Source organism: Clostridium hominis (assembly GCF_014287825.1).
GTDB classification, from domain to species: domain Bacteria; phylum Bacillota; class Clostridia; order Clostridiales; family Clostridiaceae; genus Clostridium; species Clostridium hominis.
In genome coordinates, this window is sequence record NZ_JACOOO010000044.1 from 51914 (window position 1) to 66254 (window position 14341).

General features: G+C 31.8%; 9 protein-coding genes, 1 tRNA gene and 1 rRNA gene. 10 read left to right on the forward strand and 1 reads right to left on the reverse strand.

Translation table 11 applies throughout. The annotated features are described in order from the left end of the window. The first annotated feature begins 156 nt into the window (after positions 1–156). From gnpA to H8S20_RS18485, 4 genes are all read left to right on the forward strand, one after another. Positions 157–2316: a 1,3-beta-galactosyl-N-acetylhexosamine phosphorylase gene (gene gnpA / locus H8S20_RS18470; protein WP_032117197.1), complete on the forward strand. Its 2160-nt coding sequence runs from the start codon at positions 157–159 to the stop codon at positions 2314–2316. Positions 2317–2381: 65 nt separating this feature from the next. After that, positions 2382–3308 carry a nucleotidyltransferase family protein gene (locus H8S20_RS18475; protein ID WP_186861047.1) on the forward strand — a complete coding sequence of 309 codons (927 nt, stop codon included), beginning with the start codon at positions 2382–2384 and terminating at the stop codon, positions 3306–3308. After that, on the forward strand, positions 3298–4410 hold the full coding sequence (locus H8S20_RS18480; RefSeq protein ID WP_186861048.1) for a phosphotransferase enzyme family protein: 1113 nt from the start codon (positions 3298–3300) through the stop codon (positions 4408–4410). The genes H8S20_RS18475 and H8S20_RS18480 overlap by 11 nt, the downstream gene beginning before the upstream one ends. 24 nt (positions 4411–4434) lie before the next feature. Then, positions 4435–5847 carry a phosphoglucomutase/phosphomannomutase family protein gene (locus H8S20_RS18485; RefSeq protein ID WP_186861049.1) on the forward strand — a complete coding sequence of 471 codons (1413 nt, stop codon included), beginning with the start codon at positions 4435–4437 and terminating at the stop codon, positions 5845–5847. A 264-nt stretch (positions 5848–6111) separates the two neighbouring features. Here H8S20_RS18485 and H8S20_RS18490 read toward each other — a convergent pair. Next, positions 6112–6188 (reverse strand) — tRNA-Arg (locus H8S20_RS18490). Positions 6189–6514: 326 nt separating this feature from the next. On the opposite strand from H8S20_RS18490, the gene H8S20_RS18495 reads away from it, so the two are divergent. The 6 genes from H8S20_RS18495 to H8S20_RS18520 all read left to right on the forward strand — a co-directional run. Then, positions 6515–7807 carry an ABC transporter substrate-binding protein gene (locus H8S20_RS18495; RefSeq protein ID WP_032117201.1) on the forward strand — a complete coding sequence of 431 codons (1293 nt, stop codon included), beginning with the start codon at positions 6515–6517 and terminating at the stop codon, positions 7805–7807. Positions 7808–7910: 103 nt separating this feature from the next. Continuing rightward, positions 7911–8813 carry a carbohydrate ABC transporter permease gene (locus tag H8S20_RS18500; RefSeq protein WP_032117202.1) on the forward strand — a complete coding sequence of 301 codons (903 nt, stop codon included), beginning with the start codon at positions 7911–7913 and terminating at the stop codon, positions 8811–8813. Positions 8814–8827: 14 nt separating this feature from the next. Then, on the forward strand, positions 8828–9703 hold the full coding sequence (locus H8S20_RS18505) for a carbohydrate ABC transporter permease (protein ID WP_032117203.1): 876 nt from the start codon (positions 8828–8830) through the stop codon (positions 9701–9703). A gap of 18 nt (positions 9704–9721) precedes the next feature. Continuing rightward, positions 9722–12058, forward strand: coding sequence for a glycoside hydrolase family 95 protein (locus tag H8S20_RS18510; RefSeq protein ID WP_186861050.1), 2337 nt, complete (start codon positions 9722–9724; stop codon positions 12056–12058). A gap of 71 nt (positions 12059–12129) precedes the next feature. Then, positions 12130–13575 carry an arylsulfatase gene (locus H8S20_RS18515; protein WP_032117205.1) on the forward strand — a complete coding sequence of 482 codons (1446 nt, stop codon included), beginning with the start codon at positions 12130–12132 and terminating at the stop codon, positions 13573–13575. Positions 13576–14233: 658 nt separating this feature from the next. Beyond that, positions 14234–14341, forward strand: a 16S ribosomal RNA gene (locus tag H8S20_RS18520); the annotation flags it as partial.

Genomic DNA, 14341 nt, shown 5'->3' on the forward strand with positions numbered 1-14341 from the left:
ACTAAAAACTAAACTAGAAGTAAAGAATATAGGAATCATAGGATTGATAATAGTAGAATAGAGTTTAAAACAGGTGTTAATGATTCTATATACTTTAATATAGGGAGATTAAATGAAAATAATAATTTATGTATAAGAGGATAGGAGAGGTGCAGGATGAACAAAGGGAGAGTAACTATTCCAACAGACGATAATTTTATAAAGGAAACTTTAGAGATTGCAGAAAAATGGGGAGCTGATGGAATAAGAGATTGCGATGGATTTAAGTTACCAAGAGAAATAAAGGGGTTAGCTGAAAGAATATATTCAACATATTTTGTTGCTCGTGGAGATAATGAGTGGGCTGAAGCTAATAGAGAAGAATTACAACAAACATATTTAATGACAAAACATCATGTTGCTGTAGAAAACAAGCTAACTATAAAAATAATGGATGGTTATTTTGCAGAACAAGTAGAACCAGATACTTATCATGATATAAAAACTTGGTGGGAAGTTATTGATAGAACTACTAATGAAGTAGTACCTACAGAAAATTGGACATACAGTGAAGAGAGTGGAGAAGTAACAATAAATAATGTTAGTAAGTGGCATGAATATACCGTATCTTTCTTGGCTTATTGTATTTGGGATCCAACACAAATGTATAACCATATAACTAACAATTGGGGAGACAAGCCTCATGAAATGCCATTTGATGCAAGAAAGCCAAAAACTAATAAACACATAATAGAAGCTATGTATAATTGGCTAGATGAACATCCAGAATCTAATGTAGTAAGATTTACAACTTTCTTCTATCACTTTACTTTAGTATTTAATGATTTAGCTAAAGAAAAATTTGTTGATTGGTTTGGATATAGTTCAAGTGTTAGTCCAGAAGCTTTAGATGAATTTGAAAAAGTAAAAGGATATAGATTAAGACCAGAAGATATTATAGACCAAGGTTATTATAATTCTCCATTTAGAGTTCCTTCTAAGGCATTTTTAGATTATATAGATTTTCAACAACAATTCGTAGCTGAAAATGTTAAGAAGCTAGTTGACGTAGTTCATGAAGCTGGAAGAGAAGCTATGATGTTCTTAGGAGATAACTGGATTGGAACTGAGCCATATGGAAAGTACTTTGAAAGTATAGGGCTAGATGGAGTAGTTGGTTCTGTTGGTGGTGGAGCTACTTTAAGAATGATTTCAGATATTCCTGGAGTTAAGTATACTGAAGGAAGATTCTTACCATATTTCTTCCCTGATACATTCTATGAAGGAAATGATCCAACTATAGAGGCTAGAGATAACTGGATAACTGCTCGTAGAGCTATTATGAGAAAACCAGTAGATAGAATTGGATATGGTGGATATTTATCTTTAGCTTATAAATTCCCTAAATTTGTTGAGTACATTGAATCTGTATGTGATGAGTTTAGAGAAATATATGATAATATAGATAATTCTAAACCATACTGTGGATTAAAAGTTGGAGTGTTAAATTGTTTTGGTAAATTAAGAAGCTGGCAAACTCATATGGTTGCACATGCATTATGGTATAAGCAAATATATACTTATCTTGGAATTATAGAATCACTAAGTGGAATGAGCTTAGATGTGGAATTTATAAGCTTTGATGATATAAAACAAAATGGTGTTCCAAGTGATATAGACGTAATTATAAATGCTGGTGATGCAGGTACATCATTCAGTGGTGGAGAAAAGTGGTTAGATAAAGAAATCGTAACTACTTTAAGAGGATGGATTTATAATGGAGGAGGATTTGTTGGAGTTGGTGAACCTTCAGCAGTATTAGAGGGAGGACACTTCTTCCAACTTGCAGAAGCATTAGGTGTTGATAAAGAATTAGGATTCTCATTAAGCACAGATAAATACTTCAAGACTCCTGTAGAGAAACACTTTATAACTGAAGATGTAGTTGAACCATTTGATTTTGGAGAAAGTCAAAAGAATGTTTACTCTAAGAGTAAGGATACAGAAATTATATGCTATGAAAATGGAGATCTTTTAATGTCTGCTAACAGATATGGAAAAGGTAGAGCTGTTTATATAGCAGGATTACCATACTCAATTCAAAATACACGTATTCTTATGAGAAGTTGCTTCTATGCTGCAGGAAAAGAAGATGAAATGAAAAAATGGTATGCAGATAACTTAAATTGTGAAGTATCAGCTTACTTAGAAACTAAAAAATATGCAGTTGTTAATAACTCAAATGAGGAGCAAACTACTTTAGTTTACGATGGAAATGGAAATTCAGTTCAAATGACATTAGATCCATGTGAAATAAAATGGATTAATATGGTATAATTATTTAAGTAAACCTCTGGGGAAAAATCTCCAGAGGTTAAATTAAAATATAGAGAGGTGAACATATGAAACCAGTATTAGTCGTGATGGCGGCGGGGTTAGGTAGCAGATATGGTGGATTAAAACAATTAGATAAAATAGGGCCAAATGGAGAGATTATATTAGAATTATCTTCTTATGATGCTATAAAGGCAGGTTTTGAGAAGATAGTATTTATTTTAAGAAAAGAAATTGTGGAAGAATTTAAAGAGCTTATAGGAAATAAATTATCTAGATTTGCAGAAATAGAATATGTAATACAAGATATAAATAACATACCAGAAGGATTTGAAGTACCAGAGGAGAGGGTAAAACCATGGGGAACAGGACATGCAATTTTATGTGCAAGAGATGTTGTTAAGTCCTCATTTTTAGTTATAAATGCTGATGATTATTATGGACAAGAATCCTTTAAATTAATGTATGAATATTTAAGTAGTAATACTGAAGAAAATAATCATGCTATGGTTGGATATGAGCTAAAGAATACTTTATCTGAAAATGGACATGTTGCAAGAGGAATATGTACTGTAGAAAATGGTGAGTTAAAAGAAGTTGTAGAAAGAACTAAGATTATTAAAAAAGGTGAATCTGCTTATTATACAGAAAATGAGCAAGATTGGATTGAAGTAGATTATAATTCGATTGTTTCAATGAATATGTGGGGATTTATGAATTCTATATTTGAAATTACTGAGAAAGGATTTAAAGATTTCTTGCGAAATGACTTAAAGAATAATCCACTAAAAGCTGAATACTATATACCTTTAGTTGTTAGTAATTTAATAAATAGTGGAGAAGGTAAAGTTAAGGTTATGAATTCGAAAGATAAGTGGTATGGGGTAACATATCAAGAAGATAAAGTATTTGTTAAAGAAGCTATTGAGAAAATGATAAATGAAGGTAAGTATAAGAAAAACTTATGGGAGGGAATAAAGGGAAATGGAAAGTAATTTTTTAGAGTTAACAAAACAAGCTTTGGATTTAATAAATATTGAGGGTGATGTATTAGAGGTAGTTCCATTCGGAGGAGGTCTTATAAATGCTACTTTTTTAGTCAGAACAAAATTAGAAGGTGGAGAAGAAAGAAAATATATACTTCAAAGAATAAACCACTATATATTTAAAGAAGTTGAAAAGTTAATGGATAACTATTGTAGGGTTTGTGATTATTTAAAAGATATAGTAGCTAAAAATAATGGAGATATTGATAGAGAGACAATAACAGTGGTAAATGCTAAGGATGGAAGAAGCTTTACACAAGACTCGGAAGGAAACTATTGGAGGGCTATAAAATTCATACCAGATACAATAACATATGAAACAATAAGTTGCGAAGATGATTTTTATAAGGCTGGAAAAGCTTTTGGTAACTTTCAAAATATGTTAGCTGATTATAATGCAGAATTACTTTATGAATCTATTCCTAACTTCCATAATACAAAAGAACGTTTAAAAACTTTTATTAATGCAATAAAAGAAAATAAATCAGGGAGAAAAGATAAGGTAGTTGATGAAATAAACTTTATATTAGAAAGACAAGAACAAGCATCATCATTAGTAGATATGCTTGAAAGAGGTGAATTGCCTTTAAGAGTTACTCATAATGATACTAAAATAAGTAACGTATTATTAGATAAAGATACTAAGGAAGGTATTTGTGTCATAGATTTAGATACAATAATGCCAGGACTATCCTTATATGATTTTGGAGATGCAATAAGAAGTGGAGCAACATTTGCAAGGGAAGATGAAGAAGACTTAAGTAAGGTATTTGTTGATTTAGGATTATTTGAAGCATTTACTAAAGGGTTTATAGAAGGTGTGGATAATGGACTTACACCAAAAGAAATTGAGATGTTACCAATGGGAGCTAAGATAATTACTTTAGAGCAAGGTATGAGATTCCTAACTGATTACTTAGACGGAGATTTATATTACAAGACAAGTTATGATGACCATAACTTAGTAAGAACTAGAACTCAATTAAAACTTGTAAAAGATTTAGAGGATAAATGGGAAGAAGTAAATAATATCGTAAAAAAATATAGCTAATAAATATAAAAGGGGGGACTAAATATGATAAAGTTTGGGACCGGAGGATTTAGAGCGATAATTGGTGATGAGTTTACTAAAAATAATGTACAACAATTAGCTAGAGCAGTTGCTAGAATGATGAAAGATGAAAAGGTAGAAAAAGAGACAGTGGTAATAGGGTATGATAGACGTTTTCTTTCAAAAGAAGCAATGATATGGATTTCTGAAGTTTTAGCTTATGAAGGAATAAAGGTGATGATGATAAATAGGTCAATGCCTACACCTTTAATGATGTTTGAAGTTAAGAAACAAGGCTTAGATTATGGTATGGCGGTAACTGCAAGTCATAACCCTGCAATTTATAATGGTGTAAAGTTATTCACAAAAGGTGGAAAAGACGCAGATGAAGTTGTGACTAAAAATGTGGAAAAGTATATAGAAAGCTTAGAAAAGGAACCAGTAAATTGGATTGATTATGAGGATGCTGTTAATAATGGCTTAATAGTACCATATAATCCGTTTAATGATTATATTGATAGTATACTTTCGCAAATTGATTTAGAGAGTATTAAAAATGCTAATTTAAGGGTAGTTCTAGATCCAATGTATGGCGTTAGCCAAACTTCTTTAAGAACTATATTATCCACAGCAAGATGCGATTTAGATGTTATAAATGAGAGACATGATACTTTATTTGGAGGAAAGCTACCAAGTCCTAATGTTGATACTTTAAGAGCATTACAACAACATGTACTTGATAGGCATTATGATATTGGAATTGCCACAGACGGAGATGCTGATAGATTAGGAGTTATAGATAATAACGGAAGATTCTTACATCCAAATGATATATTAGTTGTTCTGTATTATTATCTTGTAAAGTATAAGGGGTGGAATGGCCCTGTAGTTAGAAATATAGCTACGACACATTTACTTGATAAAGTTGCAGAAAGCTTTGGACAAAAATGCCATGAAGTTCCAGTTGGATTTAAGCATATATCAGCTAAAATGATAGAAACTGATGCTATTATAGGTGGAGAATCAAGTGGAGGATTAACTGTAAAAGGTCATATTCAAGGTAAAGATGGAGTATATGCAGCATCATTACTTATAGAGATGATTGCAGTAACAGGAAAATCATTATCACAAATATATGAAGATATATGTCAAGAATATGGCGAGCTATTTATGACTGAAAGTGATTATGGAATGACTCATAAGAGAAAAGAAGAACTTATAAAACAAATAATGATAGATAAGAATCCTATAGAGTTCCCATATGAAATAGAAAAGGTCTCATATCTTGATGGGTATAAGGTATATTTCAAAAATGGTGGATGGGTAATAATACGTTTCTCAGGAACAGAGCCGGTATTAAGAGTATTCTGTGAAATGGATATGCTAGAAAAAGCTCAAGAGATAAGTGATATAGTTAAGAATACATTGTCACTATAAAAAAAGTGCGCACTAAGTGCGCAAGTGAAAAGTCGACTTCGTCGAGGGGAAAATGCTACTACGTAGCGGGGAAAAGTTAACTAAAGTTAAGGGGAAAAGGCTACTATCGTAGCTGTGAAAGGTGCTAATACTTAGATACTCTTCACTATTGCCAAAGGCAATATTTTCCCCGTCATGAAGTGAACTTTTCCACTCAGCGTCAGCTGATTTTTCACCTTTGACGAAGTCAAACTTTTCACCAAAGTGCTTCACACTTTATTACTTTGGTGCACCTAGAGGGACTTGAACCCCCGACGCCTGGATTCGAAGTCCAGCACTCTATCCAACTGAGTTATAGATGCATAATACTTTTTTATTATAAACTTAATTAGAAAATAATTCTATATTAAGTTTATAATATATCAAAAAGGTGTAAGTTTTTATAAAAAATTAAATTTAATGACATTATAAAAATTGTAAAAAACGCCTAAATTCATGTTATAATTAGTCGATTTGTAAACGTTGAATGAAAAGGTTAACATAATATATAATAAAATTAACTAGGATAGCAATATATATAAAGGAAAGGCCAATATAGAGATTGTTTTCCTAAGGGTAAAAAGGCTATATTATTAATATAACATATAGTTAATTATTTTATGGTATAAAAAAGGGGAGGATGAATATTATGAAAATGAAAAAACTTATGTCATTGATTTTAGCAGGATGTATGGCGTTTTCTTTAACAGCATGTGGGAATAAAGATAACGGTGGGTCAACTGCTGAAGGCGATGCACCAGCAGGAAATGATACAACAACATCAGCAGATGCAGGGGAATTAACTTACTGGTCAATGTGGAACAATACTGAACCACAAGCAAAAGTAATTCAAGAAGCTATCGATGCTTATACAGCAGAAACTGGAATAAAGGTAAATGTAGAATGGAAGGGTAGAGATTTAGGAACAGTTCTACAATCTGCTTTAGAAGCTGGTGAAAAGATAGATTTCTTTGATTGGGATTATCAAAAGATAGCTATGGAATATGCTGATAAGGTATTAAGCTTAGAGGATATGGCTAAAGCAGTAAACTATGATGATTTTGCAATTAAAGCATTACCTGCAAGTGTTAGAAGATGGGCTGGAGAGTTAATAACTATTCCTTATCAACCATATACTTCAGGGGTATTCTATAACAAAGCTATGTTTGAAAAAGCAGGGATAGAAAAAGAACCTCAAACTTGGGCTGAATTCTTAGATGTTTGTCAAAAGATAAAAGATTCAGGAGTTGCTCCATTAGCTCAAGATGATGCTTATGTAGATTATGTATTTGGGTATCACTTAGCTCGTTATGTAGGACAAGCTGAAGTTGAAAATATAGCTAAGAATGGTGATTGGGCTGAAAACGAATACGTCTTAAAAGCTGCTCAAGATATAATTGATTTAAAAGATAAAGGTTACTTATCAGAATATGCACCAGGTGCTTATCCAGAAGGAGAAAATGAAGTTGGTTACGAAGAAGCTGCTATGGTAGTTAATGCATCATGGGTACCAAGTGAAATTACAAACAATACTCAATGTGATTTAGATTGGGGTATGTTTAACTATCCTTCAGTTGATGGCGGTAAAGATGCTAATACAATAGCTAACGTTGGAGCTCAAGGTTTTGCAATAAATAAAAACAGTGAAAATGCTCAAGCTGCATTTGATTTAATAATGAAGATAACTACTGGTGAGTTTGATCAAAAGATGGCTTTAGAATGTGGTGGTATTCCAGCTGACTCTAGGAATGAAGAGTGGCCAGAAGATTTAGTTGGTGTTAGAGATGCATTCTTAGCGCTTACTGAAACTTATGATTGGAATGCTGGATTAAATGCAAACCCAGATATTAAAGAAACAATTAAAACAAACTGCTTACAACTTTTCGAAGGTAAATTAACTGCACAACAATTTGTAGATGCTATGGAAAGCGCAACAAAATAATAAAAAAATCAAATTTGATTAAATAAAGGGATATTGCAGAATCTTAAAATTGTTGGCTTTGCAATAGCCCTTTTTATATTCAGAGTTTGAGTAGGAGGCATATATGAAAAAAAATAAGACTATGATTGTTGCATTTATTACGCCAGCAATCCTTACTTTCTGTATTATGTTTTTATATCCTGTTATAAGAACAGTTTTTATAAGTTTTTACTCTGTAAGTAGTGTAACAGCTCCAAAAGAGCAGTGGTTATCTGTGGGACTTGGAAATTATTTAAAGTTACTAACCTCTAGTTCTTTTAAAGTTTCTATGTTTAATATATTTAAGATATGGGTAATCGGTGGAATTATAGTGTTATCAATAGCGCTGTTATTTGCAGTAATATTAACTAGCGGTGTTAGGTTTAAGAGCTTCTGGAGAGCAGCTATATATTTACCTAATGTTATTAGTGCAGTTGCATTAGCAACAATGTGGTTACAATTTGTTTTCCAACAAAAATACGGTATCATAAATTGGTTTTTTAAAGCAATAGGAAATGAAAAGCTCGCAAGGTTAAATTGGTTATCAAGCGATATGAAATTCTGGGCATTGCTTATAGCATTCTGCTTTGGAGCTGTTGGATATTACATGCTTATATTTTTAAGTGGTATAGAAAGAATTCCAGAAGAGTATTATGAAGCAGCTACGATAGATGGAGCAAGTAAATTAAGACAATTCACAAGTATTACATTACCTTTATTAAAAGGTGTGTTTAAGACTAATTTAACATTCTGGAGTATTAATACTGTTATGTTTTTCGTATGGTCAAAGATGTTTTCACCATTAGGTTCAGAAGGATCTACAATAACACCAATGGTGTATATGTATGAGACTGTATTTGGAGGGACTGGATATAGTAACCGTGATGCTGGATTAGGAGCAGCTGTAGGTGTTATTTTAGCGGTTATAGTTGTTATTATATTTGCGGTGATGAATTTATTAATAAAAGAAGAAAAGATAGAAATGTAGGAGGTGGATGAATTATGGCTAAGGTAAAAGAAAAGAAAATAAAAGAACCTATTAATTGGAAAAAGGAATTAAAGCTTGCACCTGCATATTTAATACTTTTCGCATGGGTAGCATTTACAGTTATAATTATTGGATGGATATTTGCAGCTAGTTTATCTACTTCTCGTGAGATATTTAAAGGTGATGTTTTAAAATTTGCATCAGGATTCCATTGGGAAAACTATGTAACTGCATGGAAAACCCAAAATGTAAGTATATTCTTTATGAACTCATTATTTTATGCAACAATTTCATGCGTAGGAATATTACTTATCTCAGCTCCTGCGGCATATGTATTATCTCGTTATACTTTCTTAGGTAATAAGACGATTAAAACAAGTTTTGTAATTGGTATGAGTATACCAGTAATTATGATAATATTACCTTTATTTAGTATTGCAACTAAAGCTCATTTAACAGGTAATAGATGGTTATTAATAATTTTATATATCTGCTTAAATGTACCTTTTACTACTACATTCTTACTAAACTTCTTCGGCAGCTTAAGTAAGAGTTACGAAGAGGCAGCAGCTATAGATGGATGTAGTCCAATGAAAACTTTCTGGGTTATAATGCTTCCTCTAGCTCAACCAGGAATAATTACTGTAACTATTTTTAACTTCCTAGCAGTTTGGAATGAATATTTCTTAGCACTTATTTTTGCAAACTCTGATAATATGAAATCAGTAGGTGTTGGATTATTCTCAATGGTAGCAGCACTTAGAGCAGTAGGAGATTACGGAAGCCTTTTTGCGGCGGTTATTATAGTATTCTTACCTACATTCTTAATATATATTTTCTTATCAGAAAAAATTATCGCTGGAGTTACTGGTGGTGGAGTAAAGGGTTAATAACTTTGAGAGGTTTATATGGAAAATTTATTGTTGTATAAAAGACCAGCACAAAATTGGAACGAAGCTCTTCCACTTGGAAATGGACAGCTTGGAGCTATGGTATTTGGAGGAGTAGAAACTGCACAATATGGATTAAATCATGATACTTTATGGAGTGGATATCCTAAGGATAATCATAATAATAACTTAAAACCTTATTATGATAAAAGTGTAGAACTAGCTATGAATAAAAAATATATACAAGCTCAAGATATTATAGAAAAAAATTTATGTACAGAATTTACTGAAGGATATATGCCTCTAGGAGATTTAAATCTACATTTAAGTGTAGATGGAAAAGTAAATAACTATGTTAGAAAATTAAATCTTGATACTGCATGTTGTGAGGTGCAGTATCAAGCTAATAATATTACATTTATGAGAAAGACCTTTATAAGTAAACCTCATAATTGCATGGTTATTAAATTAGCTGTAAATAAGGCGGGGGCTTTAAGTTTTGATACAGAATTATTAAGTCAGTTAAGATATGGTATAGAATTTATAGATAATAAATTGATTTTAGTTGGAAGGTGTCCTTCGCATGTGGACCCTAATTATGTAGAGAGCGATAATCCAATTATATATGATGAAAATAATCCAGGGATTTCTTTTGCTTGTGGATTATTAATAAGAACTGATGGGGATAAAGTTTTTGAAAATAAAATTGTTAAAGTAAAGAATGCAACTTTTGCAGAAGTTATTCTTTCAGTTGAAAGTAATTATATAGACTTTAAAACAGCTCCAATAAATTCTAAGAAAAATTATAAAGAGCAATGCTTAGATAGATTAAGTTTACTTGAACATATTACTTATGACGAATTATATGATGTTCACGTAAATGATTACAGTGAGTTAGAAAAAAGATGTCATTTAAATTTAGGTGGTTATGATTCAGTAAATAATATTCCTACTGATGAAAGGCTAAAGTTATTTGAGAGTAATAAAGATGAGGATTTAGGGTTATACGAGCTTTTATTTAGGTATGGAAGGTATTTACTTATATCTTCATCTAGAGATAAAACTCAACCGGCTAATTTGCAAGGAATATGGAATGATAAAATACGAGCTCCATGGGCATCCAATTATACTTTAAATATTAATACAGAAATGAATTATTGGCCTGTATTCATGACAGATCTAACTGAATGTGCGAATCCTCTTATAAAACTTGTAGAAGAATTATCAGAGACTGGTAGATATACAGCAAAAAATATATATGGAGCTGAAGGTTTTGTATGTCATCATAACACTGATTTATGGAGAGCATCTAATCCTGTTGGAGCTTATCAGAAAGATTGTGCTTGCTATGGATTTTGGTCTCTTGGAGCGGCTTGGTTGTGTAGAACTGTATTTGAATATTATGAATACACTCAAGATAAAAAGTATCTTAAGAATATAGCTTTTCCTATTTTAAAAGAAGCATCAAAATTTTTAATTAATATATTAAAAAGAAACGATGATGGAAATCTTATTTTATGTCCTACAACATCACCAGAAAATAATTTTTCTTGGGAAGAGGGGATTGTTAGCATATCTAAATCATCAGCAATGTCTCAAGGTATAGTTTATGATTTGTTAAATAATACATTAAAGGCTTGTGATTTAGTAGAAGAGTTAGAGTTTAAAGGAATAATAGAGAATGTTATAAAATCATTAAAACTATTTGATATTGGTGAAGATGGAAGATTGTTGGAGTGGAATGATGAGGTAGAAGAAGTTGAGTTACATCATAGGCACGTATCTCATTTATATGGATTGCACCCAGCACAATTAATCACACCAAGATATACACCAGAATTAGCTGAGGCTTGTAAAAAAAGCTTAAACGTAAGGGAAGACTGGGGAACAGGATGGAGTTTAGCGTGGAAGATTAACTTATGGGCACGTCTCAACGATGGGGAACGAGCAGGAAGTTTATTGAAGCAACGATTACATTATGTAAATAGTACGACATTAAATAATTTTGATGGGGGAGGAACTTATCCCAATATGTTTTGTGCACATCCTCCTTTCCAAATCGATGGTAACCTTGGAGTAGTATCTGGAATAACTGAGATGATAGTTCAAAGTTATAAAGATGAGATTACATTATTACCAGCTTTACCTGAAATGTGGAAGCAGGGAAATATACAAGGGGTTGCTTTAAGAGGAAATATAAAGGTGAATATTTTTTGGAAAGATAATGAGCTTATATTAGTTGAGCTTACATCTTTAATAGATAGGCACTGTAAAATATGGTACGGAAATAAGAGTAAGGAAGTTTGTTTAGAAAAGGATAAGAAACAAATTATAACTTTAGAGAATTTTGATTAGAAATATTAATTAAGAGGTTGTCTTTCGAGGCACCCTCTTATCATTATAAGTTAAAAAAGGGGATTTTAGAGATGGATAGGAGACCTAATATAATTTTAATAATGACAGATGAGATGAGAGGGGATTGCATGGGATTTGCAGGTCATCCTGATGTGAAAACACCATACTTAGATAGTTTAGCGTCAAAAGGTATATATTTTCCTAATGCATATTCTTCTTGTCCTACATGTGTTCCAGCAAGAGCAGTATTACATACAGGTTTATCTCAAAGAAATGCAGGTAGGGTTGGATATGAAGATAGGGTAGATTGGAATTATGAATGTACAATGGCAGGTGAATTAACTAAAGCTGGCTACTATACCCAATGTGTAGGAAAAATGCATGTACATCCTTTACGCAATTATTTAGGATTTAATAATGTAATATTACATGATGGATATTTACATGAGTATAGGTATCCTAATGTTGAGTATAGTGAGAACCAACTTATAGCTGATGATTACTTTTATTGGTTAAAGGATACAAAGGGAATAAGTGCTGATGTTTGCAATACAGGTTTAGATTGTAATGGATGGGTAGCTCGTCCTTGGATGTATGACGAAATGAGTCATCCTACTAATTGGGCAGTGACACAAAGTATTGATTTTTTAAGAAGAAGGGATCCACGTAAACCATTTTTCCTAATGACAAGCTTTGTTAGACCACATGCCCCATTTGATGCACCTCAATACTATTTTGATTTATATAGAAATAAGGAATTAAGAAAACCCTTTAAAGGTGACTGGAACGATGAAGATCTAATAAAACAAATAGGTCATCGTTATAATGCAACTACTGGACCATTGGATCCAGATTTAATTAAAGAAATGCAAATAGGTTATTATGCATGTATTACACATATTGATCATCAAATTGGTAGGTTAATTCAGGCTTTAGTAGAACATAAATTAATGGACAATACTGTAATAATATTTACATCAGATCATGGAGAAATGTTAGGGGATCATAATTATATTCAAAAAGCGAGACCATATCAAGGTAGTATTCATATACCTATGTTCATATCAGGACCTGAAGAATTATTAGGTAGAAAATATGGGATTAATGAGAGTCTCGTAGAATTAAGAGATGTTATGCCTACTTTTATTGATATAGTTGGAGAGACAATTCCAGAAAGTTTAGATGGACGAAGTATGTTAAAGAATATAGATAGAAGTTATATACACGGAGAACACTTATATGATTTTGAGCAAAAATCTCATCAATTCATTATAACTAAGAAAGATAAGTATGTATGGTACTCACAAACAGGAGAAGAACAATACTTCAATTTAGAAAAGGATCCACATGAATATCATAATGGAATAAATGATTTAGAATATAAAGAGAGAATAGATTTATTAAGAAGTATTTTGATAAGTGAATTAAAAGATTCTGAAGAGGGATACTCAGATGGCGAAAAGCTTATTGTGGGATGTAAAACTAAACCATCATTATCTAATGCAATAATGAAATAAGTTGTTCGCTAGCCTCACAAAGAGAAATATGTATCTAAAGCTACAGAGAAATATATGTCTTCGACATAGAAAAATGTTTAGTATGCTGAAGGGAAATATTAGCTTACGCCAGAATAAACAAATGCCAACGCTATAGATAGTCATCTGCTGTTAGCGTATCTTTCTTAAGCAAAGGTTAATATTACTCTGTCCGAAGGACATATTTCTATACACTGAAAGTGTATATTTCTCTGACAAGGTCATATTTCTCTTAGCATTAGCTAATATTTATCCTGTGAGCTTTAGAGAACAGTATATTTATCATACTCATTGCCACGTGTATCAATATATGTATTTTAAAGAAAAAAAGCGAAAAAGATAGAAAAATAAAAATAATTTTAGATATATTGGGGAATATTAACTGAGTAGAATTAACTCTGTGATACAATAAGTCATGTCCTTGAGAGATAACAACGAAAACAACAAAATGTTGTTTGAAAGTTTTGAAAAAAACTGTTGACAAAGAAAAACAAGGATGTTAAGATAAAAAAGTCGCTTGAAGCGATAAAGTAAATGATCTTTGAAAATTGAACAGAATATAAATTAAGAACCAGCAATTCTTTTGAGAGTTTTTAAAATATTTAAAGACTCAAAGTAATTTGAGCAACAGATTAAACTTTTTATTGAGAGTTTGATCCTGGCTCAGGACGAACGCTGGCGGCATGCCTAACACATGCAAGTCGAGCGAGTGGAGTTCTTCGGAGCAAAGCTAGCGGCGGACGGGTGA